We start from the raw sequence: 21,476 nt of genomic DNA, 5'->3' as shown, positions 1-21,476 counted from the left end.
GAGGGGTGGATGGTGTTTGTGCACAGGCCCCGCGGCGATCTCTGTGCACAGTGCCGGACGGATCCGCGCGCGCGTCAGAACAGCACCGTGGCGAGCGCCGTCGCCGCCGCGAGTCCCGCGACCACGGGCAGGAAGCAGTGGCGTACGAGTTCCTGCACCGGCACCCGTGCCACGCCGGCGACGGCGAGCAGCGAGGACCAGGCGATGAGGGTGCCGCCGCCGGTCCACACCGAGCCCATCTGGCCGACGGCGGCAAGTGTCGCCGGGTCGGTGTGCGCGGCCGGGCCGAGCGCGCCCGCGAGCGAGCCGGTGAGCGGCAGGCCCGCGAAGCCGGAGCCCTCCAGGCCGGTGATCATGCCGATGACCAGGATGGCGAACGACAGCATGAAGCCGTTGTCGGGGATGTGCTGGTCGACGGAGGCCACCAGGTCGAAGAGGAGCGCCGGGGGCTTGGTGTCGTGCACGCCCGTGATCCGCGAGATGAACTCGGCGTTCCCCAGGAAGAAGAAGCCCGCGATGGGCACCACGACCCCCATCGCCTTGAACGCGAACACCAGGCCGTCCACGACGTGGGACGCGGCCGTGGTCAGTCCGTGGCTGCCGTCGATGCTGAAGACCGCCGCGAACAGCAGCAGCATCGCGACACCGCCGACGAGCCCGGCCGCCTCGTCGCCCTGCACCTCGCCCACCACGTTCGTGAACTTGCCGAGGAGCATGTAGCCGACGCTGGCGGCGAAGGTGGCCGGGACCAGCACGGCGAACAGCCGTGAGCGGCGCACCGGTTCGGGCTTCGGCGGCGCCGCGGCCGCCTCCGGCGCGGGTTCGAGGACCTGCGTGGCGGTGTCCGCGTCGGTGGCGGCGCGGGTCGCGGCCGCGGCGGCCGCCCCCTTGCCGATGCCGCGCGCCCCGGGCGAGCCGCCGAGCTGCACCTCACCGCCCTCGTCGAGCCCGTTCTTCTGGGCGAGCCAGCGCAGTTCGTGCTCGTCGCCGGCCACCCGGAAGGAGCGCCGCCCGCGCAGGTACAGGTAGACCAGCGCCACCGCGCCCGTGATCAGCGAGAGCACCATGGCCCGGTCCGCGACCGCGCCGGTGCCCACCCCGGCCGCCTTCGCGGACAGCCCCGGCGCGACCTGGATGACGTAGTCGCTGGAGAGCGCCATGCCCTGCCCCGCGACGGCCATCACCGCGCCCGCCGTCATCGCGGGCAGCCCGGCCCGGATCGCGGCGGGCAGCAGGATCGCGCCGATGAGGGGCACGGCGGGCGTCGGCCAGAAGAAGAGACTGATGAAGTACGTGGCGGCGGCGATGGTCAGGAACGCGGCCCGCCCGCCCCGCATGAGCCCGCGGAACGGGCGCACCATGCGCTGCTCGGCGCCCATCGCGCGCAGGCCGCCGAGCAGCGCGGTGATGATGGCGATGATGAGGAAGATGGAGAAGAGTTCACCGGCGGCCGTCAGGCTCGCGGTGAAGATCGAGGCGAGTCCCTTGACGAGGTCGCCGCTGTAGGCCCAGGCCGTCAGGAAGGTGGCGAGGACGGCCGGAACGACGATGTTCCGGCGCGCGATCATCACGCCGATGATGACGACTACCCCCGCGAGATACGTCCAGTGCGCAGCAGTGAGTTCCACGTCCGCACTCCCTACCCGGCGCCCGGCGCTGCGGGGCCGAAGTCCGTTGGTTGTCGGGTGGTTGACGGGCATGCTGACGACCCCGGCTGCCAGGCCACAGGGGGACGATGCACATTGTCGGCGACATTATTTGTGCAGTGTGCGGGTCCGTGACACCTCCCGTTTCCGAGGGATTTCGGGCCGGTGACCCGCCTGCCGCGCATGTGCGAAGTGCCCTGCCGCGCACCGGAATCGGGGGCACCTTGCACGTGGCCCGCGGCGGGCGGCCGGGGCCATACTCCGGGCATGATCGCCACCCGCCCTGGTCTGCTCCCCCTGCTCACCGCGACGTTGACCACGACGATGGCGAACACCGTGGTGAACGTCCCCATGACGGCGATCCTGGCCGATCTGCACGCGCCGCTCGGCCGGGGTGTGCTGGTCGCGACGGCGTTCCCGGTGACACTCGCGGCGCTGATGCCGCTGTCCGGGTGGCTGGGCGACCGGTTCGGGCACCGGCGGGTGCTGTGCGCGTCGATGGCCTCGATGGTCCTCGGCGCGGCGGGTGCGGCGCTCGCCCCGAACCTGCCGCTGCTCGTGGCGTTCCGCATGCTCCAGGGCCTTTCGGCGGCTCCGGTGCTGCCGGTGGTGATGGTCCTCGTCGTGCAGGTGCTCGGCGAGGAACGGCGCGGCAGGGCGCTGTCGTTGTGGGCGGCGGCGAACGGGGCGGGGCAGGCACTGGGTCCGACCACCGGCGGCCTGCTGTCCGAACTCCTCGGCTGGCGTGCGGTGTTCTGGCAGATCGTGCCGCTGTCCGTGCTCGTCGTGGTCGGCGGATGGCTGCTGCTCCCCCGCGACGACCGCTCACGGACGCGGCCGCGTCTGGACGGGGCCGGAGCGCTGACGCTGACGTGCGGGGCGGGGCTGCTGCTCGTCGCGGCCTCGGCGCTGCCCTCGCAGGGTGCGGGCGCGCCCGTGGTGTGGGGCGCGGCGGCTGCCGGAGTGCTCGCGCTCGGGGCGTTCCCGCTGGTCGAGCGCGGCCGGCCCGAGCCCTTCCTGCGCCCGCGCCACCTGGCCGAACTCCGCTATGTGCGTGCGTCGTTCGCGGCGGCGGCGCAGATGTTCGTCCTGGGCGCGGTGCTCCTGGCCACCCCCGCGTACCTCGTCGGGACGCAGAGCCTGTCGCAGTCCCGTACGGGGCTTGCCGTCCTGGCGCTGCCGTTGGCAATGGCCTCGCTGGCGCCGGTGGCCGGGCGGTGCACGGAGCGGTACGGGGGCCGGGGTGTCATGCGGTGGGGGCTCGTGGCACTGCTCGGCGGGGCGGTGGTGCTCGCGGTCGGGGCCGGGGTGGGCGTGGGGGTGTGGCCGGTGGTGGGCGCGCTCGTGCTGACCGGGGCGGGCATCGCGTTCGTGCAGACCCCGGCGGCCACGGGCGCCTCGCGTTCGCGGGCCGGGCGGACGGGCGCGGGCCTCGGCCTGTTCAGCCTGATCCGCTTCGGCGCGACGTCGCTGGGTGCGGCGTCCGTGGCGCTGCTCGGCACCCGACCAGGGGGCCTGGTGCGGGTGTTCATGGTGTGTGCGGGGCTCGCGGCGGCCGGGGTCGTGGTGGCCTCGCTCGGGCGGGACACCGGCACGCGCGCGACGAGGGCTACGCCGGCGGCGCCAGCTCCGCCTGCAACACCCGCAGCGAGTCGTTCAGCGTCTCGATCCGATGGGCGAGCCACACCGTGAACTGCGTCTCCGCGATCCGTACGTCCATGCCGAGGGCCCGTGAGGCACGTTCCAGCTTGTAGAGCATGGTGTTGCGGTGCAGCTGGAGGCGGCGGGCCGCCGCGTTGAGGTTTCCGGACTCGGCTATGTAGGCGAGCACCACCTCCTCCAGGTTCCCGGTCTGTCCGTCGGCGCGGCGCAGCGGTTCGAGCACCTCGTGGGCGAACTCCCGGCCCTGTGCCGAGTTCGCCGCCGCCTCGACCGCCGCGAACACCTGAAGCTCGTCGTAGCCGCACACCTCCGACACCCGCACCCGCCCCGACAGCTCCAGGGCGATCCGCGCCTCCCGGTAGCTCGCCGCGACACCGGCCGCCCCGAGCGCGACCCGCCCGTACGTCACCTGCACCCCGCTCGACATCCGCTCCGAGACGAGCCGCTGGAGCTGGCGCCCGAACCGCGCCTGCGCCCCCGTGCCCGCATCGGCGCCGCACTCGGCCACCACGACGAGCAGTTGCCCCATCAGCGCCGCCATCGTGAAGCCGGAGCCGCCCCGCAGCGAGGCCACCGCGCGCGGCAGCGACTGCGCCCCGACCGGACCCGCGTACGGCACCGAGGCGACGAACACCGCGTGCTCCGCCTCCGTGTCGAAGCGGTAGTGCCGTGACCTGGCCTCGAGTTCGTGCACGTCGGTGAAGCGACCGTGCACGAGGGTGTCGAGGAAGTCGTCGCGCGCGCGTTCCTCCGCCTCGACGACCGAGCGCAGGCGCAGGATCTCGGAGGCGACGAGGGGCGCGCCCTGTTCGACGATCACCCGGTGCTGGGCGAGGTCGTGCGCGGCGGCCTCCGTACCGGGTTCGACGACGGCCACCGTCCCGTACGGCTCGCCCGCGACCCGCACCTGGGCGGTCACCACGTGCACCCGCCCTTCGCCCCAGGTCACGTCGAGGTCGGTGGCGCTGGCATGGCCGTGTCCCGGGGCCACCGCCGCGAACGGGCCCTGCTCGGTGTGCACGGCGGCCGCGAGCTCCCGCCACTGCGCGTCCGTGGCGGTCCGTTCCCGCTCGGCACGGGACAGCAACCCTCCCGTCTCGTCCATGATGAGCACGGAGGCACCCGCCAGGGTGGCCATGGACCGGGCGAGCGCGGGCAGCCCCGAGCCGGAGGCGAACACCTCGCCCAGCGTGCGGTGCACGCGCACGCCGTACTCAAGGACATGGGCACTGTCCGCGATCGTCTTCGTCGCCACGAGCCGCCCGATGCGGTGGTACGTGGCCTCGGGCGCGAGCCGCACCAGCGGCAGGTCGGCGGCGTCCGCCGCCCGCATCAGCGGCCCGAAGTCCGGTTCGGCGCGCGGCTGCGGGCGGGCGAGCACGGCGGCGACGCCGCGCGCGGCGAGCCCGGCGAGCAGCCGCCGGCAGTCCGGCGCGCAGGTCAGCTCGGCCACCGGCGCGAACACCACGATCCCGGCCAGGTCCACACCCGCAGCGGGGCGCTCGGGGCCTGGCCCCGGCGGCAGTTCGGCGAGCGGCAGACACCAGGTCACCGTCTGCCGGAGTCCCGCCTTCCCGCCGAGGAGCCGCCCTCCGACGGCGGGCTCGGCGAGCAGCCTTTCGACCGTCAACTCCCGTTTGTGCGCTACGTCGTGTGCCATCTGCCTACATCCTCCTGCGGCGAAGGTGCGGAATGTACGAAGCCGCCCGGCACCTTCGCGACGAATGCTGGGGGCACGGGAACACATCAATGACGCGGTTGACGCGGTCGGGGCCGACGAGAACGTGGAGGTCATCTTGACTCAGAACCCACTTGCGCACCAGACCATCTCCCGGAGCCTGCCACCGGCGGTGGTGACATCCTTCGACCCGGCCGCACCGCACCGGCAGGTCACCGAGGTACCCGCCGCGAGCGCGGCCGAAGCGGCCGAGGCGGTGCGCACGGCCGCGGCCGCCTTCCCCCGCTGGGCCGACGCCACGGCCGGGCGGCGCGCGGAGGCGCTGCACGGCGCGGCGGCCGCGCTCGCCGAGGACGCCGCGGGGATCGCCGCCCTGATCTGCGCCGAAGAGGGCAAGACCCTCGGCGCGGCGCGCGGCGAAGTGGCCAAGACCGTCGAGCAGTTCAGGCTCGCGGCGCAGTTGGCCTTCATGGTCGAGGGCACCACGTACCCGGCCGAGTCCGCGGGCGTCTCCGCCTGGACACAGCGCGTTCCGCTCGGTGTCGTCGTCGCCGTCACACCGTGGAACTTCCCGCTGTCGCTCGCGGCCCGCAAGCTCGCCCCGGCGCTCGCGGCGGGCAACACGGTGGTCTTCAAGCCGTCGCCGGTGACACCTGGTGTCGGCGCCCGGCTCGCCGCGGCCTGCCATCGCGGCGGGGTGCCCGAGGAGGCGCTGCGGGTCGTACAGGGCGACGACCCGGAGGCGATGGCGGCGCTCGTCGGTGCGCCGGAGGTCCGCGCCGTCAGCTTCACGGGCTCGGACCGGACGGGCGCGCTGCTGCACCGCACCGTGCGCCCCGGTGTCCGTACGCAGTTCGAACTCGGCGGGCACAACGCGGCGTTGGTGTGCGCCGACGCCGATCTGGAACACGCGGCGACGGAGGTCGCGGCCGGTGCCTTCGGTCTCACGGGGCAGGTGTGCACGGCGACGGACCGGGTCCTGGTGGACCGTTCCGTGGCGGCCGAGTTCACCGAACTGCTGGCGGAGCGCACGGACAAGCTGACCGTCGGGCCCGGCGACGACCCGGCCGCGGCGATGGGTCCGGCGGCCACGGCGGCGCAGCGGGACCGGGTCGCCGGGCTCCTGGACTCGGCGCTCGCGGCGGGCGCGCGGGCGGTCGCGCAGGGCGGCCTGGCCCCCGGCGCGGACCCGTCAGGGCACTGGCTGCTGCCGGCACTCCTCGTCGACGTCCCCGCCGACCACCCGGTGAACACCGCGGAGATCTTCGGCCCGCTGCTCTCGGTCGTCCCGGTGGCAGGACCCGACGAGGCGCTGACCGCCCTCAACGGCGACGCCCACCGCCTCGTCACCGCCGTGCACACCCGCGACCTGGGCACGACGGGCCGCTTCGTGCGCGCCGCGCGGCACGGCATCGTCAAGGTCAACCAGCGCACCACCGGCAACGGCGTCGCGCCCCCGTTCGGCGGCTGGGGCGCCTCCAGCTCCGGCGCGTTCCCGGAGGGCGGGCGCGGCGCGCTCGACTTCGTGACGGACACCAAGACGGTCTACTGCGACGCGCTCGCGGGCCGCTGACACCCACGTACCCGTACGCCCCTGGGAGGGACCTCATGCACACCATCCACCGCCTCACCCTCGAAGACGCCGTGATCATGCTGGAGGCCGCGGAGGCCGAGGCCGCACGGGTCGGCGTGAAGCAGACGATCTGCATCGCCGACGACGGCGCCCACCCCATCGCCCTGCACCGCATGACCGGCGCCCGCCTGACCGGTGTGGAGATCGCCATCGCCAAGGCGTTCACCGCGGCGGGCCACCAGCGCGCCACCCACCTCTTCAACGAGACACCGAAGGGCCCCGCCCTCCCCGGCAACGAGGCCTTCGGCATCCAGCACATGCACCCCGGCCGCTTCGCCGCGTTCGTCGGCGGCTTCCCCATCGTGTACGAGGGCCAGATCATCGGCGCCGTCGGCGTCAGCGGGGGCAACGGGGACCAGGACAAGGCGGTCGGCGCGGCGGCGCTCGCCGCCTTCGAGGAGAAGGTGGCGGGGCGCACCCAGTAACCCGTACGACCAACCCGTACGGCGCCTTCCGGTTGATAGGCAAGCGGACACTTGCCTATGCTGGGGTCGTGGCCGATGACCTTTTCAAAGCTTTGGCCGACCCCACCCGCCGCACGATCCTCGACGAGCTGACGCAGAAGTCGGGGCAGACACTGTTCGAGATCTGCTCCCGGCTGACCATGAAGCATCAGCTGAACCTGTCCCGGCAGGCCATCTCCCAGCACCTCGCCGTGCTGGAGGCGGCCGGACTCGTCGAGGCCAGGCGGGAGGGCCGCTACAAGTTCCATGACCTGAACACCGCCCCGCTGCGTGAGATAGCGGAGCGGTGGCTCACGCCAGCAGCCCCCGCACAGGACCCGGAAGAGAGCACCCCATGAAGATCCACATGACCAGCGTCTTCGTCGACGACCAGGCCAAGGCGGCGCACTTCTACACCGAGATCCTCGGCTTCAAGAAGAAGCACGACGTGGACCTGGGCGAGGCCCGCTGGCTCACCGTCGTGTCCTCCGAGGAGCCCGACGCCGCCGAGCTGCTCCTGGAGCCCTCGGGCCACCCGGCGGTCAAGCCCTACCGGGACGCGCTGATCGCCGACGGCATCCCGCTCGCCCAGTTCGCCGTCGACGACGTGCAGGCCGAGTACGAGCGGCTGACCGCGCTCGGCGTGCACTTCACCCAGGAGCCGATCGAGATGGGTCCGATCACGACCGCCGTCCTCGACGACACCTGCGGCAACCTCATCCAGATCGCGACCGAGCCCAAGTAACCCGCGCTAGGCGCGTCGGCGGGACACCATCGCGATGATCGCCGCCACCGTGGCGGCGATCAGCCCGATCCCGCCGAAGATCAGCGGCAGCAGCCACAGCGACAGGAACCCGTTGATCCGCGCGTCCTCGGGGTCGTCGGCCCGGTACAGCACCTCGACGTGCTCCCCCTCCTCGTACGAGGGCGGGTTGGAGCCCGTCGAGCTGCGGAAAGTGTGCGGGGTGCCGTCCGCGGCGGCGAACTCGACGACGGGATAGGCGGCGGGCCTGTCCCGGGACTTGCGGGACGGGCCGATGTCCTCGTCGCGCCACTGGAGGGACACCACCGTGCCCGTCGCACTGTCCGCCTCCCGCAGCAGCGAGACCGACGACCAGGCGAGGATCAGCCCGACCACCAGGAAGATCCCGCCGAACACCGACACCCCGATGACGACCCACCGGAGTGCCGCCCGCCCCCGTACCTGAACCCGCACGTCGCGCCCCTCACTCGCCCAAAGAGAAGCGACGCTATCGCAGAAGGCGTCAGCCGCTGCCGGTGAGTTCGCCGCTCAGCTTTCCGTGCAGGGCCGCGCTGTCCGGGTTGAAGCCGACGATCTCGACGCTCTTGCCGCGTTCCGCGTACTTCGTCTCGATGGCGTCGAGCGCGGCGACCGAGGACGCGTCCCAGACGTGGGTCGCGGAGAGGTCGATGACGACCTTGTCGGGGTCGCCGGTGTAGTCGAACCGGGTCACCAGGTCGTTGGACGAGGCGAAGAACAGCTCACCGGTGACGGAGTAGACGACCTGTCCGCCGTCGGGGTCGGTGACCGAGGTGACGTTCGCGACGTGGGCGACGCGGCGGGCGAAGACGACCATCGCGGTGATCGAGCCGACGACGACGCCGATCGCGAGGTTGCTGGTGGCGACCACGACCACGACGGTCAGCACCATCACGACGATCTCGCCGGCCGGCATCCGCTTCAGCGTCCTCGGCGCGATGGAGTGCCAGTCGAACGTCGCGAAGCACACCATCACCATGACGGCGACCAGGGCACCCATCGGGATCTCGGAGACGACGGGCCCGAACACCACGCACAACACCATCAGGAACACGCCCGCGAGGAACGTGGAGAGGCGGGTCCTGGCCCCCGACACCTTCACGTTGATCATCGTCTGGCCGATCATGGCGCAGCCGCCCATGCCGCCGAAGAAGCCGGTGACGATGTTGGCGATGCCCTGGCCGATCGACTCGCGGGTCTTGGACGAGCGGGTGTCGGTGATCTCGTCGACCAGCTTGGCCGTCATCAGGGATTCCATCAGCCCGACGAGCGCCATGGCGAGCGCGTACGGGGCGATGATCTTCAGGGTCTCGAAGGTGAACGGCACGTCCGGCAGCCCCGGCACCGGCAGCGAGGACGGCAGCTCGCCCTTGTCCCCCACGGTCGGCACGGCGATTCCGGCGGCGACGGTGATGACGGTCAGGATGACGATGGAGACGAGCGGGGCCGGGACGGCCTTGGTGACCTTCGGGAGGAACACCATCAGCGCGAGCCCGGCGACGATCAGCGGATAGACGGCCCACGGCACGTCCGTCATCTCGGGCAGCTGCGCCATGAAGATCATGATCGCGAGGGCGTTGACGAAGCCGACCATCACGCTGCGCGGCACGAACCGCATCAGCTTCGCCACCCCGAGCGCGCCGAGGACGATCTGGAACACACCGGCCAGGATCACCGCGGCGACCAGATAGCCGAACCCGTGCTCCCGGTTGAGCGGCGCGATCACCAGCGCGACGGCGCCCGTGGCGGCCGAGATCATGGCGCGCCGCCCGCCGACGACGGAGATGGTCACGGCCATGGTGAACGCGGCGAAGAGACCGATCTGCGGATCGACGCCCGCGATGACCGAGAACGAGATCGCCTCGGGGATCAGCGCGAGCCCCACCACGAGCCCGCCCAGGATCTCGGTGCGCCACACCTTCGGGTCGGACCACCAGTCGGGGCGCAGTCGCCGCAGCCGGGCGGCCGGGGACGGGACGGAAGGGGCTGAGGAGGGGGACAAGGGAAAGTAGCCTGTCGTGGTCGGGCACACCGGCGTCGCGCGGCCTGTGCGTACGGAAGGACGGGCGGCGCACGGCCGACCCTGACGACCAGCAACTCTACCCTGACGTTAGGGTAGAGATGGGTGTCGCCGACTGTGGCCTCGGTGACACCACGCAGACACGGAGAGAGGCGCCGCGTGAGCAGCGAGCACATGCAGATCGGCGAGGTCGCCACGCGGACCGAGCTGTCGTTGCGCACCATCCGGCACTACGAGGAGACGGGCCTCGTCATCCCGTCCGCCCGCTCCCAGGGCGGCTTCCGGCTCTACACCGAGAACGACGTGGCCCGCCTGATGGTGATCCGCCGCATGAAGCCGCTCGGCTTCACCCTCGACCAGATGCGGGACCTCCTGGACGCCACGGACCGCCTCGACGCCACTCCGCCGCCCGAGGGCGAGGAGCGCGAGCAACTCCTGGACCGCGTACGCCACTTCGAGCAGGCGGCGGCCGACCGCGTCGCGGACCTGCGCAAACAGCTGGGCCGCGCCGAGGAGTTCGCGGGCACGCTGCGGGCGCGCCTCGACGGGTCCGGGGCCCCGTAACCGGTCCCCCGCACCGGCCGCGAAATCCGGTGTCGCGCCCTGTCGGCACGTGCCAGGATCACGCCATGACCCGCACCGACATGCCGCCGTCCTGGGACGAGCGCACGATGCTGACGACCTTCCTCGACTACGCGCGCGCCACGGCCGTCGCCAAGTGCGCGGGCCTCGCGCCCGAGCACGGGGGCGCGGCGCCGCTGCCCGGCTCGCCCCTCATGACGCTGGGCGGCCTGATCAACCATCTCCGGTGGGTCGAGTACCACTGGATCCAGGTGATCTTCCTCGGCGAGGAGGACGCGGGCCCGTGGACGGACGAGGACCCGGACCGCGAGATGCGGCTCGGCGCGCAGACACCCGTCCCCCAACTCGTCGCCGAGTACGAGGAGCAGAGCGCGCGATACCGCGAACTCGTCGCCGGGACCGACCTGCTGGCCACGGCGAAGCGCCCGGTCAGGGACGGCACACATGTCACCCTCGGCTGGATCCTCATGCACCTGATCGAGGAGACCTCGCGCCACAACGGACACATCGACGTCCTGCGGGAGATGGCCGACGGCACGGTGGGTGACTAGGGCCCTTCTGACGGATCTTGCTGGGGCCGTGGGCCCTTGCACGCACATCTGCGGCGTTGTCGTCGGTTGCCAACGCTCCGCGTTGACGCCCTCCTCCGCCTTGCAGCTGCACGCACCAGAACCCACTCGCGGAGCCGAATGGCCACGGCCTCCCGCATCCAGCCTGATCCGTCAGAAGGACCCTAGGCCCCGTCCACCGGCTTCCGGCAGCGGTCCGTGACCTCGGGCATGGGCCGGAAGCCTGCCGCCCTGTAGGTGGCCACGGCCGCGGTGTTGGCGCTCGGTGTGCCCACGCGGGCGCTCGACGCGCCGAGTTCGCGGAGCGCGGCCGCCGCCGCGACGCAGATCGCCGCCCCGTGACCACGGCCGCGGTGGTCACGGTGCACACCCATCGGTTCGAGCAGCCCGGGCCGCCCCGGCCCCGCCGACCAGACCGTCACCGCCGCCACGGCCGCGCCCTCGTCGTCGTACGCGAGCAGACATCGCGGTCGCGCGTGCGGCGACCCGGCGGCCATCGCGTGCCATTGCTCCGCGGCGAACGTCGACCCGTCGAACGCCGCCCGGTGCACGGCCGCGTACGCCTCCGCCCGGTCCTCCCCCGCCACCTCGATGCGTACGGCCGGGGGCGCGACCGGCTCGGCGAGATCGCGGGTCAGCGGCGTCCACGCCTCACCGGTGCCCCAGCCGGCCCCGTCCAGGAGGTCGTCCAGCAGGACACCGCTGGGAGCCTCGATGTCGACCGCCCCTTCGGGCAGCACACCGCGCCCCGGGTCGCTCACATCGTCCAGCAATCGCTGTGCCAGTTCCTTGTCCTGGTGGGATCCGGGCTCAAGCGTCAGGCGCAGCAGGGTCGGACCGTCGAGCAGCCCGACGGCGAGCACCCGCCCGTCGCGCCGCCACGTCCGCACCGAAGCGGCGGCCCGCTCCGCGCCCCTGCGCCGGTACCAGCCCAGGTCGCCGGGGTGCAGCTGCATCGGCGCCGCGTCGTGCTGCCAGGCGCGCAACGCGTCGACGGCCTCGTCCAGTTCGTCGACGTCGGGTGTGCTCAACTCGATGGCCATGGCGACGATGAGACACCACAAGAGCCCGTCGCCGCATCCGAATTCCGGCGGCGCCGCTCAGTCCTTGAACCGCTCGTCGTCCATCCCCGCCATCAGCGCCTGATGGCTGCGCCGCACGTGTTCGCGCATGACGCGCTCCGCGCCGTCGCCGTCCTTGGCCCGGATGAGGTCGAGGACGCGGTGGTGCTCGTGGTCGGACTCGGTGAGGCGGCCCGGCTGGGAGAGGGAGGTGCGGACGAGGCGGGCGTAGGCGAGCTGGTTCATCAGGGTGCGGTAGTGGGCCTCCAGCTTGGAGTTGTCGGCCCCGACCATGATCAGCTCGTGGAAGTCGTGCACCAGCTTCTCGTACTGCTCCGAGTCGCCGGCGCGCACCGCCTCGTCGGCGGCGCTCATGTTGGCGGCGAGGCGCTCCACCTCGGGGACGTTGCCGCGGAAGGCGAGGAGGCGGGCCGCCGCGCCTTCGAGGAGCTCCTTCATCTGGAAGAGCTCCGTGATCTCGCGGCGCGAGGGCACGGCGACGAACGTGCCGACCCGCGGGCGCACCTCCACCAGGCCCTCGATCTGGAGCTGCTTGAGGGCCTCGCGGATCGGGGTGCGGCTGACGCCGAAGGTCTGCGACAGCGTCATCTCGGAGAGGCTGGAGCGCGGTGGCAGCTCCCCACTGATGATCATCCGGCGCAGCTCTTCGGCGACCTTCGCCTGCATGCTGGTCTGCGTCAGCGGCCTGCGTGCGAGGCTATTGGGCTCTTGCATGGCACGAGAACCTAGTCTTCGGGGACGCGTGGCGTCAATTGACGGGGAAACCCGGAATTGCCATGCAAGAAGGCGGGCAACGCCGTGGGCCGCGCGGCCTACTGGAAGGCCGGGACGACCTCCTTGATGAACAGCTTCAGCGACTCGCGCTTCTCCTCGTGCGAGAGCGTGTTGTCGATCCAGAAGCTGTATTCGTCGACGCCCAGCTCCTCGTAGCCGCGCAGCCGCTCGATCACCTCGGCGGGCGTGCCGATCATCGCGGTCCTGCGCAGGGCCTCGGGAGCGAACTCGGGGCGCTCGGCGAACTTGTCCTCGGGGCTCGGCTCCAGGAAGCCGCCCACCGGGGTCTCCTTGTTGCCGAACCAGGCGTCGAAGGTCCGGTAGAACTTGTTGATGCCCTCGGCCGCGGGGCGCCAGCCCTCCGGGTCCTCCGGGGCGTGCACATGGGTGTGGCGCAGCACCATGATGTCGGGGCGGCGCTCCACCTCGGGGTGGTTGGCCACGGCGGTGTCGAACTTCTCCTTGAGCGCGGCCACCTCCTCGTCGCCCTTCATCAGCGGGGTCACCATGACGTTGCAGCCCTGCGCGACGGCGAAGTCGTGCGAGGCGGGGTCGCGGGCGGCGATCCACATCGGCGGGGTGGGCCGCTGCACCGGCTTGGGCACGCTGGTCGACGTCGGGAACTGCCAGATCTCGCCGTCGTGCGCGTAGTCGCCCTGCCACAACGCCCTTACGGCGGGGACGAGTTCGCGCAGGTGCTTGCCGCCGTCACTGGCCTTCAGGCCGTCCGCGAGGCGGTCGAACTCGATCTGGTACGCGCCGCGGGCGAGGCCCACCTCGGCGCGGCCGTTGCTGATCACGTCGAGCAGCGCGGTCTCCCCCGCGGCCCGGACCGGGTGCCAGAACGGGGCGATGATGGTGCCCGCGCCGAGCCGGATGGTGTCGGTCTTCGCCGCCAGGTGCGCGAGGATCGGCATCGGGCTGGGCGAGATCGTGTACTCCATGGCGTGGTGCTCGCCGACCCACACCGTGCTGAACCCGCCGGCCTCGGCCATCTGCGTCAGCTCGGTGAGGTTCTCGAAGAGTTCGCGGTGGGTGGTGCTCTCGTCCCAGCGCTCCATGTGCACGAACAGCGAAAACCTCATGACGGCTCCTTCTCTGCGGTGGGAGTGGGCGTGTGGTCCGCGCGCATCTCGGCGATCGTGGTGTCGCCGGTGGACCAGTGCGTGGCCGGGACCTCGTGGACGACGATCCGGATGTACTCGGGGCGGGTGTCGACCGAGCGCAGCACGGCCTCGTGGACCTCGTGCTGCAACGTCCTGATCTGCTCGGGGGTGCGGCCCTCGGCGAGCGTGACGGTGATCTGGGGCACGCCGATCAGCTCCGCATCGTGAACGGGTCGGCCACGGGCTCCTCGCTCGTGTTGATCCATACGCTCTTGAGGCGGGTGTACTCCTTGATGGTCTCGGTGCCGTGCTCGACGCCGACGCCGCTGGCCTTGAAGCCCTGGCGCGGGGACATCGGTGACATGGCCCGGTAGGTGTTGACCCACACCGTGCCCGCGTCGAGGCGGCCCGCCACCCGGTGGGCGCGGGACAGGTTGGTGGTCCAGATCCCGGCCGCCAGACCGTACTGGGTGTCATTGGCGAGGCCGACGACCTCGTCCTCGGTGTCGAACGGCATGATCGCCACGACCGGTCCGAAGATCTCCTCGCGGACCACGCGCATGCTGTTGTCGACATCGACCAGGACGGTCGGCTCGTAGAAGCAGCCGCCCGTGCCGCCGTCGGTGGCGGCGCCGCCGGTCAGCACGCGGGCGCCCTCCTCCCGGCCGAGGTCGACGTAGGCGGCGACCTTGTCGCGCTGGGCCTCGAAGGCGAGCGGGCCGAGTTCGGTGGCCTCGTCGAGGGGGTCGCCGATGCGGATGGACTTGGCGCGCTCGCAGACCCGGTCGAGCAACTCGTCGTAGACCGAGCGGTGGGCGAAGACGCGGCTGCCGGCGATGCAGGTCTGTCCGGCCGCGGCGAAGACACCGGCGATGACACCCATGGCGGCGTTCGGCACGTCGGCGTCCTCGAAGACGATCTGCGGGGACTTGCCGCCGAGTTCGAGGGTGGAGCCGATGAAGCGGCCCGCGGCCGCCGCGGCGATCCTCGATCCGGTCGCCGTGGAGCCGGTGAAGGAGATCTTCGCGAGGTCCTCGTGGTCGACGAGGGGCGCACCGGCCTCGGCGCCGTACCCGGTGACGACGTTGACGACGCCGGGCGGGAAGCCGGCCTCCAGGGCGAGCTCCGCCAGGCGCAGGCCACTGGCCGAGGTGTACTCGGAGGGCTTGACGACGACCGTGTTCCCCGCGCACAGGGCGGGGGCCAGCTTGCTGGTGGTCAGGGTCAGCGGCGAGTTCCACGGGGTGATCGCGCCGACGACACCGAGGGGCTCGCGCGCCGTGTAGTTGAGGACGGCGCGGTCGGAGGTGGGGATGGTCTCGCCGTGGATCTTGTCGGCGAGGCCCGCGTAGTAGTGGAAGTACTCGGGCAGCGCGGCGAGTTGTCCGCGCATCTCGCGCAGCAGCTTGCCGTTGTCCCGCGACTCCATGAGGGCGAGTTCCTCGGCGTTCTCGGCGATGAGCTCGCCGAGGCGGCGCAGGAGGTGTCCTCTCCTGGTCTGGCTGAGGTCGCGCCAGGCCGGGTCCTGGAAGGCGGCGCGCGCGGCGGCGACGGCCTTGTCGATGTCGGCGGCGGTGCCGCGGGCGGCGCGGTAGAGGGTGCGGCCGGTGGCCGGGTCGGTGCTGTCGAAGTACTCGCCCGCGGCGGGCTCGACCCACCTGCCGCCGATGAAGTGCTTCCAGGTCGTGAGCGTGGTGGGCTCAGACATGTGCGGTGTCTCCAGGTGCGCTCTCGTCGTTGAGCTGTGCGCTCTGCGTGATGAATGTGGTGAGGGCCTCGGCGAACGCCTCCGGGCGCTCGACGGGCAGCATGTGCCGCGCCCCGGGCACGATCACCGCCCGGCAGTCGGGCAGCGCGGCGGCGAGCCGGTGTGTCATCTGCGGGGTGGAGCCGGGGTCGTTCTCCCCGGTCACCGCCAGGGAGGGCACGGTGATGTCACCGAGGTGCGGGCCGAGCTCGGCGTCGGCGTTCGCGAACACCCGGTAGCAGCCGAGGAAGGAGCCGACGTCGTTGGCGCGCAGTGCGGCCCGCGTCCGGTCGATGGTCCCGTCCGGCACGGTGGTGCCCGCGTACCAGCGCTCGATGGACGCCTCGGTGCTCGCCGCGAAGTCGTTCTCGGCGGCCCGCAGCCGGGCCCGGACGGCCGCCCGCTCGTCGGGGGTGCGACGGCAGACCGAGCTCACCGAGGTGAGCGTGCGCGTCAACTCCGGCCGGTGCAGCGCCACTTGCTGGGCCACCAGCGCGCCGAGCGAGAAGCCCACCACATGCGAGCCTGCGGGGATGTGCCCGGCGACCCCGTCGGCGAGTTCCGCGAGGGTCACGTCGCCGCGCACGGGCGGGCGGGCGCCGTGTCCGGGCAGGTCGATCGCGACGACGGTGAAGCGGTCGGCCAGCAGCGCGGTGACGGGCTCCCACATGGTGCGGTCGAGGCCGACACCGTGCAGGAGTACGAGGGACGGCTTGTCCATGGCGGTGCCTACTGCTCGGTGGAGAGCGGGGCGAGGCGGGCCTGCGGGCGGCCCTGGGACGCGGCGGCGAGGCCAATGACGATCTCGTCGGCGCGCGGGCCGTCCGGGACCCGGACCTCGATGCTCTGGTGGTGCGAGCGGACGGTGGCGTCGGTGATGTGCTTGAGCGGGATGTCGAAGACACCACCGGCGACCGCGCGCTTCTCCACGGCGGGCAGCAGCGTGGTGGCGTTCGCCGCCTTGCGGAAGTGGTCGCCGAACTTCAGCGTGTGGATCAGTGCGCTGCCGTGCTCCACCTCGCCGTCGAGGCCCACGACGGCGGCCTTCCCGTACGCCTCGACGGGGGCGCCGAGCGCTTCCACGACGCGCGGGGCGAGCAGCTCGCCGAGCTGGGGTGCCACCTCGTCGATGCCGGGCAGCAGGTCGTCGACGAAGCCCTGCCGTGCCCACGGGTTCTCGATCACGGCGAGCACCACGGCGGTGCGGGCCACCGAGTCGACGGGGCGGCCGCCCTCGGCGTGGATGTCTTCGACGTAGGTCACGATCTTGCGGAGGTTCATCGGGCGGTCTCCAAGTCGGCGAGGCGGACCACGGGGTCCTGGCGGCGGTCTCCGATACGGGCGTTGGGGCGGGGCCCCGATGCGGCGGCGGCCACGACGACGATCTCGTCGGGGCGCGGTGCGTCCGGCACCCGGATCTGGACGGTCTGGTAGTGGGAGCGGGTGGCGGCGGCGGTCTTGTGCCACACCGGGACGGTCAGCGGCTCGCCGGCCGCGAGCCGGTCGTCGCTGAACACGATGATCGAGGTGCCCTCGGTCAGCTCCCGCAGCACATTGCCGAAGTACGGGGTGTGAATCAATGCCCCGCCGTGCTCGATCTCCCCGTCGAGCCCGACGACGGCCGCCTTGCCGAAGGCCTCGACATGTTCCACGCCGCCGAGTGTCTCGATCAGCCGGTCGGTGAGGAGGCGGCCGATGCCGGGCGCGATCTCCTCCACCTCGGGCTGGAGGTCGGCGACGAATCCGCGCCCGGCCCAGGGGTTCTCGATCACGGCGGCCGCGGCGACTCGGCGTACGGGGGTGGCGACCGGCCGTCCGAGCTCCAGGAGGACCTCGTCCACCACGGTCACGACCTTGCGCAGTCTGCCTCGTGTGGGCGTGGCCCACAGCGGTTGGCCTGCTGATGGTTGCTGTGCCATGGCAGTGAGGCTAAGAGCGGCCCGGCGAGCCGTCAAGGGTTGCCGGGAAAAGGGCAGCCCTGACCTAGGGGTTCCTGGCAATACGGCCTAGGCGGCAGCGAATTCCGTCCGAACCATTGACATGGTGGATGCCCGATTCCTACGGTCCACTGCCATACAACAGATCTGCCATGCAAGAGCAGGCCGATCCGATCGATGGAGCCGTCATGTCACTCACCCTGGAACACGTCACCGACCGCCCCGCCCGCCTCCGCGCCGCCTGGGACGCGGCCTGGAACCGGGGTGAAGTCGACGCCCTGGACGCCGTGTTGAGCCCCGGCTACGTGCGCCGCCGCGGGCCGGCAGGCACCGCTCAGGACCGCGCCGGGTTCAAGGAGAGCATCAGCGCGGTGCGCGCGGCGTTCCCCGATCTGCGGACCGAGATCGAGGACCTGGTCGTCGACGGGGACCGGCTCGCCGTCCGCTGGCGCAGCACGGGCCGGCACACCGACACGTTCATGGGTGTGCCGCCCACCGGCAGGCCCGTCGAGGTGTCGGGCGCCACGTTCGCCCGCTTCGACGGTGACACCGTCACCGAGGAGGCTGTGACCTTCGACTCCCGGCAGCTCCTCGAGGCGCTCGGCATCATCACGACGGCACACGAGGCGGCCGTCGACGCCGACCTGGTCAAGGGGGTGCACCGCAAGTTCATCACCGGTGTCACCGTGGTGACCACCGACGACGACGGGACCCCCAAGGGCCTCGCGGTCAACGCGTTCTCCAGCATCTCGCTCGACCCGCCGATGGTCCTGGTGTGCGTCCAGCGCAGCTCCTCGACACACCCCGCGCTGCACCGTGCCACGCACATCGGCATCAACATCCTCGCGGCCGACCAGCTCGACGTGGCGAAGGTGTTCGCGAGCAAGGGCACCGACAAGTTCGCCGCCCTCGACTGGGCGCCCGGCGAGCACGGTGCCCCGCTCCTCGCGGGCTCCGCCGCCCAGCTGGAGGTCGAGATCGGCGAGCGCCTGGAGGCCGGAAGTCACACCGTCTTCACCGGACGTGTAGTGTCGGCGGGTCATTCCGAGCTCGCCCCGCTCGTCTACAGCGGCGGCGGCTTCTTCGACATCTCGCAGACGGCGCCCCTTCCGTGGTGACTCGCGTCCGCCCCCGCATCCTCGTTCCCCGGAGCACGCCATGACCCATGATTCCCAGGGCCCGCCCGTTTACGGCAGCGCCGTCACGAAGGTCGAGCCGTTCGGCGTCGACCACATCCCCGACAGCGAGCGGCACGGTAAACCGAGTTCACAGTTCTTCGTGTGGTTCGCCGCGGGACTGAACTTCCCGGTCATCCTGCTCGGCTTCAGCGCCGCGTACTTCGGGCTCAGCTTCACCACCGCCGCCGCGGCGATCGTCGTCGGCGCCGGTGTCGGCGCCATGCTGATGGCCGTCATGTCCCGCATGGGCGTCCGCCTCGGTGTGCCGCAGCAGATCCAGGCGAGGGGGCCGCTGGGCTTCTTCGGCAACTTCGTGCCGGTCGCCTACATCAACGTGTTCTCCGGCGTGGGCTGGGCGGCCGTCACGGTCATCCTCGGCGGCAAGGCCTTCGCCGAGCTGAGCCACCTGCCGTACTGGCTGTGCGCCCTGCTGCTCACCGTGGTCGAGCTCGTCGTGGCCATCTTCGGCTACAACATGATCAATTTCCTTCAGCGCGCGCTGACGTACGTCCTCACCCCGCTGTTCGTGCTGATCACGGTCGTGGCGGTGGTCCGCGGCGGCAGCCTCTTCGAGGCGAATCCGCACGCGGACGGGTATGTCGGTGCGGCGGGCGGCTCGATCACGCTGGGCGGCTGGTTCCTGGCGTTCCTCGTGGCGTGGATGCCCTTCGCCTCCGACTACTCGCGCTACCTGCCCGACACCGCGAAGGTCGTCCGGCACACCACCTGGTACACCGCCCTCGGCAACTTCCTCACCATCGCCTGGCTCGGCATCCTCGGCGTCGTGGTCGGCGCCTCCGCCTCCAGCTCGGACACCATCACCGCGCTGCACGAGCTGATGGGCCCGTTCGCCGTCCCCGCGCTCGTCGCCGTCGGCCTGTCCGCGCTGGCCCAGAACTTCCTCAACGTCTACGGCGGCGCGATCTCCGTCCAGACCCTCAAGATCCCCGTCACCCGCACCCAGGCGGTGGCCGCGATCTGCGTCCTCGCCTACGGCATCAGCCTGTGGGGCGCCTCCGGCACGGAGGACAAGTTCAAGGTCTTCCTCAACCTGACCGCGTACTTCATCGCGCCGTTCGCCGCCGTGCTCCTGATCGACTTCTACCTGGGCGGCCGCGGCGACCCCCGCAGGATCGCCGAGCTGTACGACCGCTCCCGGATCGTCGACTGGGGCCTGGTGGCCTGGGCGGCCGGTGTCGTGGCGTCCGTGCCCTTCTGGGTGTCCAACATCTACACGGGCGCCTTCGCCGCGGCCCACCCGGGCGCCGGCGACCTCAGCATGATCGTCGCGGCCGGTGTCGCGGTCGTCGTCTACCTGTTCACGTACCGCCTGAAGCCGCTGTGGCGACGGGCGGGCGGCGAGGACCCGGACATCGCCACGCACACCACTCCCGGCGCCGGGCAACTGTCGGAGCCCGCACCGGACTTGATCGGTCGCGGCTGACGGGGCGCCACCGCGGCGGGTGTGTCCGCCGCGGTGGCGGGTACGTCACTTCCCGTGCAGGATGTCGCAGAAGCGGCGGACGAGCGAGGAGTGCCGTAAGTGATCAAGAAATTGCAGGCGGTCGCGCTGGACTGTGCCGACCCCGTACAGCTCGCCGAGTTCTACGCGGAGCTGCTCGGCGGCCGGGTGGTCCTGGACCCCGAGGACCCCGACTGGGTCGACGTGGTGGGGTTCGAGGGGACGCGCCTGGCCTTCCAGCGAGTGGACGGGTACCGACCGCCGCAGTGGCCGGGCCAGGAGCGCCCGCAGCAGGTCCACCTCGACTTCGACGTGGACGACCTCGAAGCGGACGAGAAGCGGGTGCTCGCCCTCGGCGCGACGCTCCTGGAGCGGACGGACCAGATCCACCCGGACACCAACTGGCGGGTCTACGCGGACCCGGCAGGACACCCCTTCTGCCTCTGCCTGCACTGAGCCCGGCGGGCCGCCTCAGTCCCTCGGCGCGGCCCGCTCCAGGTCGTCGACGCTGCCCGACATGATGGCCCGTACGTGCGCGGTGATGTGCTCCAACGGCCAGTCCCACCACGCCACTTGAAGCAGCCGCTCGATATCGGCGTCGCTGTACCGGCGACGGATGACACGGGCCGGATTGCCTCCGACGATGCCGTAGTCGGGCACATCGTCGACGACCACGGCCCCCGAAGCGATCACCGCGCCGTGCCCAATGCGGACACCGGGCATCACCATCGCGCCGTAGCCGAACCACACATCGTTGCCGACCACGGTGTCGCCCCGCCCCGGCAACCCAGTGATGAGGTCGAAGTGCTCGCTCCAGGAACCGCCCATGATCGGGAACGGGAACGTGGAGGGGCCGTCCATCCGGTGGTTGGCGCCGTTCATGACGAAACGGACCCCCTCCCCCAGCGCACAGAACTTCCCGATGACCAGCTTCTCCGGCCCGTAGTGGTACAGCACATTGCGGGTCTCGAAGGCGGTCGGGTCGTCCGGGTCGTCGTAGTACGAGAACTCGCCCACCTCGATGAGCGGCGACGTGACCAGGGGCTTGAGGAGCACGACCCGCGGCTGTTCGGGCATCGGGTGCAGCGCGGTCGGGTCGGCGGGAACGTTCGCGGTCACCGGTCGGCCTTTCTGGGGCATGCGGCGCCGGCCCGAGCGGCCGACCACCCATTGACA

Annotated in this window: 23 protein-coding genes; 10 read left to right on the top strand and 13 right to left on the bottom strand. The window is 71.6% G+C overall.

The genetic code is table 11. The annotated features are described in order from the left end of the window. Positions 1-74 precede the first annotated feature (74 nt). A complete protein-coding gene (locus ACNYS0_RS37410; RefSeq protein WP_422480387.1) occupies positions 75-1,628 on the bottom strand; it encodes a hypothetical protein in 1,554 nt (517 codons plus the stop codon). A gap of 285 nt (positions 1,629-1,913) precedes the next feature. On the opposite strand from ACNYS0_RS37410, the gene ACNYS0_RS37405 reads away from it, so the two are divergent. Continuing rightward, entirely contained in the window at positions 1,914-3,338 is a 1,425-nt protein-coding gene (locus tag ACNYS0_RS37405; RefSeq protein ID WP_422480385.1) for an MFS transporter, read from the top strand. Here ACNYS0_RS37405 and ACNYS0_RS37400 read toward each other — a convergent pair. Beyond that, a complete protein-coding gene (locus ACNYS0_RS37400; protein ID WP_422480383.1) occupies positions 3,256-4,968 on the bottom strand; it encodes a PucR family transcriptional regulator in 1,713 nt (570 codons plus the stop codon). The two genes, ACNYS0_RS37405 and ACNYS0_RS37400, sit on opposite strands and share 83 nt — an antisense overlap. Positions 4,969-5,104: 136 nt before the next feature. Between ACNYS0_RS37400 and ACNYS0_RS37395 the strand changes: the two genes are divergently transcribed. From ACNYS0_RS37395 to ACNYS0_RS37380, 4 genes are all read left to right on the top strand, one after another. Further along, positions 5,105-6,559, top strand: a complete 1,455-nt coding sequence (locus tag ACNYS0_RS37395; protein WP_422480381.1) for an aldehyde dehydrogenase family protein — start codon at positions 5,105-5,107, stop codon at positions 6,557-6,559. A gap of 35 nt (positions 6,560-6,594) precedes the next feature. Next, entirely contained in the window at positions 6,595-7,044 is a 450-nt protein-coding gene (locus ACNYS0_RS37390; protein WP_422480379.1) for a GlcG/HbpS family heme-binding protein, read from the top strand. A 68-nt stretch (positions 7,045-7,112) separates the two neighbouring features. After that, positions 7,113-7,421, top strand: coding sequence for an ArsR/SmtB family transcription factor (locus ACNYS0_RS37385; protein WP_422480376.1), 309 nt, complete (start codon positions 7,113-7,115; stop codon positions 7,419-7,421). Next, complete coding sequence (locus tag ACNYS0_RS37380; protein WP_399233593.1) at positions 7,418-7,807, top strand: VOC family protein; 390 nt, start codon at positions 7,418-7,420, stop codon at positions 7,805-7,807. The genes ACNYS0_RS37385 and ACNYS0_RS37380 overlap by 4 nt, the downstream gene beginning before the upstream one ends. Positions 7,808-7,813: 6 nt before the next feature. Here the strand turns inward: ACNYS0_RS37380 and ACNYS0_RS37375 are convergent, their stop codons facing one another. Together ACNYS0_RS37375 and ACNYS0_RS37370 are read right to left on the bottom strand one after the other, a co-directional pair. Beyond that, positions 7,814-8,278: a DUF3592 domain-containing protein gene (locus ACNYS0_RS37375; RefSeq protein WP_422480374.1), complete on the bottom strand. Its 465-nt coding sequence runs from the start codon at positions 8,276-8,278 to the stop codon at positions 7,814-7,816. A gap of 49 nt (positions 8,279-8,327) precedes the next feature. After that, entirely contained in the window at positions 8,328-9,845 is a 1,518-nt protein-coding gene (locus ACNYS0_RS37370) for a SulP family inorganic anion transporter (RefSeq protein ID WP_422480372.1), read from the bottom strand. A gap of 177 nt (positions 9,846-10,022) precedes the next feature. Between ACNYS0_RS37370 and ACNYS0_RS37365 the strand changes: the two genes are divergently transcribed. Together ACNYS0_RS37365 and ACNYS0_RS37360 are read left to right on the top strand one after the other, a co-directional pair. Next, positions 10,023-10,427, top strand: a complete 405-nt coding sequence (locus tag ACNYS0_RS37365; protein WP_422480370.1) for a MerR family transcriptional regulator — start codon at positions 10,023-10,025, stop codon at positions 10,425-10,427. Between the two features lie 65 nt (positions 10,428-10,492). Beyond that, positions 10,493-10,996: a DinB family protein gene (locus ACNYS0_RS37360; protein ID WP_422480368.1), complete on the top strand. Its 504-nt coding sequence runs from the start codon at positions 10,493-10,495 to the stop codon at positions 10,994-10,996. Positions 10,997-11,178: 182 nt separating this feature from the next. On the opposite strand, the gene ACNYS0_RS37355 is transcribed toward ACNYS0_RS37360, so the two are convergent. From ACNYS0_RS37355 to ACNYS0_RS37320, 8 genes are all read right to left on the bottom strand, one after another. After that, positions 11,179-12,057, bottom strand: a complete 879-nt coding sequence (locus ACNYS0_RS37355; protein ID WP_422480366.1) for a GNAT family N-acetyltransferase — start codon at positions 12,055-12,057, stop codon at positions 11,179-11,181. Between the two features lie 57 nt (positions 12,058-12,114). Further along, positions 12,115-12,810, bottom strand: a complete 696-nt coding sequence (locus ACNYS0_RS37350; protein ID WP_422480364.1) for a GntR family transcriptional regulator — start codon at positions 12,808-12,810, stop codon at positions 12,115-12,117. A 98-nt stretch (positions 12,811-12,908) separates the two neighbouring features. Continuing rightward, positions 12,909-13,955, bottom strand: a complete 1,047-nt coding sequence (locus ACNYS0_RS37345) for an LLM class flavin-dependent oxidoreductase (RefSeq protein WP_422480362.1) — start codon at positions 13,953-13,955, stop codon at positions 12,909-12,911. Further along, positions 13,952-14,182, bottom strand: coding sequence for a tautomerase family protein (locus tag ACNYS0_RS37340; protein WP_422480360.1), 231 nt, complete (start codon positions 14,180-14,182; stop codon positions 13,952-13,954). The genes ACNYS0_RS37345 and ACNYS0_RS37340 overlap by 4 nt, the downstream gene beginning before the upstream one ends. 5 nt (positions 14,183-14,187) lie before the next feature. Continuing rightward, a complete protein-coding gene (locus tag ACNYS0_RS37335) occupies positions 14,188-15,684 on the bottom strand; it encodes an aldehyde dehydrogenase (protein WP_422480358.1) in 1,497 nt (498 codons plus the stop codon). After that, a complete protein-coding gene (locus ACNYS0_RS37330; RefSeq protein ID WP_422480356.1) occupies positions 15,677-16,444 on the bottom strand; it encodes an alpha/beta fold hydrolase in 768 nt (255 codons plus the stop codon). The genes ACNYS0_RS37335 and ACNYS0_RS37330 overlap by 8 nt, the downstream gene beginning before the upstream one ends. An 8-nt stretch (positions 16,445-16,452) precedes the next feature. Next, the gene (locus ACNYS0_RS37325; protein WP_422480354.1) at positions 16,453-17,004 is read right to left on the bottom strand and encodes an amino acid synthesis family protein; all 552 of its coding nucleotides are present in this window, start codon (positions 17,002-17,004) and stop codon (positions 16,453-16,455) included. Next, positions 17,001-17,642: an amino acid synthesis family protein gene (locus tag ACNYS0_RS37320; RefSeq protein ID WP_422480352.1), complete on the bottom strand. Its 642-nt coding sequence runs from the start codon at positions 17,640-17,642 to the stop codon at positions 17,001-17,003. The genes ACNYS0_RS37325 and ACNYS0_RS37320 overlap by 4 nt, the downstream gene beginning before the upstream one ends. A 206-nt stretch (positions 17,643-17,848) precedes the next feature. Between ACNYS0_RS37320 and ACNYS0_RS37315 the strand changes: the two genes are divergently transcribed. From ACNYS0_RS37315 to ACNYS0_RS37305, 3 genes are all read left to right on the top strand, one after another. Beyond that, positions 17,849-18,778: a flavin reductase gene (locus ACNYS0_RS37315; protein ID WP_422480350.1), complete on the top strand. Its 930-nt coding sequence runs from the start codon at positions 17,849-17,851 to the stop codon at positions 18,776-18,778. Positions 18,779-18,818: 40 nt separating this feature from the next. Next, entirely contained in the window at positions 18,819-20,282 is a 1,464-nt protein-coding gene (locus tag ACNYS0_RS37310) for a purine-cytosine permease family protein (protein WP_422480348.1), read from the top strand. 99 nt (positions 20,283-20,381) lie between these two features. Continuing rightward, positions 20,382-20,756 carry a VOC family protein gene (locus ACNYS0_RS37305; RefSeq protein WP_422480346.1) on the top strand — a complete coding sequence of 125 codons (375 nt, stop codon included), beginning with the start codon at positions 20,382-20,384 and terminating at the stop codon, positions 20,754-20,756. 15 nt (positions 20,757-20,771) lie between these two features. On the opposite strand, the gene ACNYS0_RS37300 is transcribed toward ACNYS0_RS37305, so the two are convergent. Continuing rightward, complete coding sequence (locus tag ACNYS0_RS37300; protein ID WP_422482874.1) at positions 20,772-21,440, bottom strand: CatB-related O-acetyltransferase; 669 nt, start codon at positions 21,438-21,440, stop codon at positions 20,772-20,774. Positions 21,441-21,476 lie beyond the last annotated feature (36 nt).

It is taken from the genome of Streptomyces anthophorae (genome assembly GCF_049310305.1).
GTDB lineage: Bacteria > Actinomycetota > Actinomycetes > Streptomycetales > Streptomycetaceae > Streptomyces.
Note: the sequence above shows the minus strand (reverse complement) of the source record. Positions and strands in the feature narration are given on the sequence as shown.

Excerpts from the sequence above, each read along its gene's own strand:
- ACNYS0_RS37325 (WP_422480354.1), bottom strand. The coding sequence starts at position 17,004 with ATGAACCTCCGCAAGATCGTGACCTACGTCGAAGACATCCACGCCGAG.
- ACNYS0_RS37355 (WP_422480366.1), bottom strand. The coding sequence starts at position 12,057 with ATGGCCATCGAGTTGAGCACACCCGACGTCGACGAACTGGACGAGGCC.
- ACNYS0_RS37315 (WP_422480350.1), top strand. The coding sequence starts at position 17,849 with ATGTCACTCACCCTGGAACACGTCACCGACCGCCCCGCCCGCCTCCGC.
- ACNYS0_RS37335 (WP_422480358.1), bottom strand. The coding sequence starts at position 15,684 with ATGTCTGAGCCCACCACGCTCACGACCTGGAAGCACTTCATCGGCGGC.
- ACNYS0_RS37360 (WP_422480368.1), top strand. The coding sequence starts at position 10,493 with ATGACCCGCACCGACATGCCGCCGTCCTGGGACGAGCGCACGATGCTG.
- ACNYS0_RS37380 (WP_399233593.1), top strand. The coding sequence starts at position 7,418 with ATGAAGATCCACATGACCAGCGTCTTCGTCGACGACCAGGCCAAGGCG.
- ACNYS0_RS37400 (WP_422480383.1), bottom strand. The coding sequence starts at position 4,968 with ATGGCACACGACGTAGCGCACAAACGGGAGTTGACGGTCGAAAGGCTG.
- ACNYS0_RS37350 (WP_422480364.1), bottom strand. The coding sequence starts at position 12,810 with ATGCAAGAGCCCAATAGCCTCGCACGCAGGCCGCTGACGCAGACCAGC.
- ACNYS0_RS37390 (WP_422480379.1), top strand. The coding sequence starts at position 6,595 with ATGCACACCATCCACCGCCTCACCCTCGAAGACGCCGTGATCATGCTG.
- ACNYS0_RS37320 (WP_422480352.1), bottom strand. The coding sequence starts at position 17,642 with ATGGCACAGCAACCATCAGCAGGCCAACCGCTGTGGGCCACGCCCACA.
- ACNYS0_RS37345 (WP_422480362.1), bottom strand. The coding sequence starts at position 13,955 with ATGAGGTTTTCGCTGTTCGTGCACATGGAGCGCTGGGACGAGAGCACC.
- ACNYS0_RS37405 (WP_422480385.1), top strand. The coding sequence starts at position 1,914 with ATGATCGCCACCCGCCCTGGTCTGCTCCCCCTGCTCACCGCGACGTTG.
- ACNYS0_RS37330 (WP_422480356.1), bottom strand. The coding sequence starts at position 16,444 with ATGGACAAGCCGTCCCTCGTACTCCTGCACGGTGTCGGCCTCGACCGC.
- ACNYS0_RS37300 (WP_422482874.1), bottom strand. The coding sequence starts at position 21,440 with ATGCCCCAGAAAGGCCGACCGGTGACCGCGAACGTTCCCGCCGACCCG.
- ACNYS0_RS37310 (WP_422480348.1), top strand. The coding sequence starts at position 18,819 with ATGACCCATGATTCCCAGGGCCCGCCCGTTTACGGCAGCGCCGTCACG.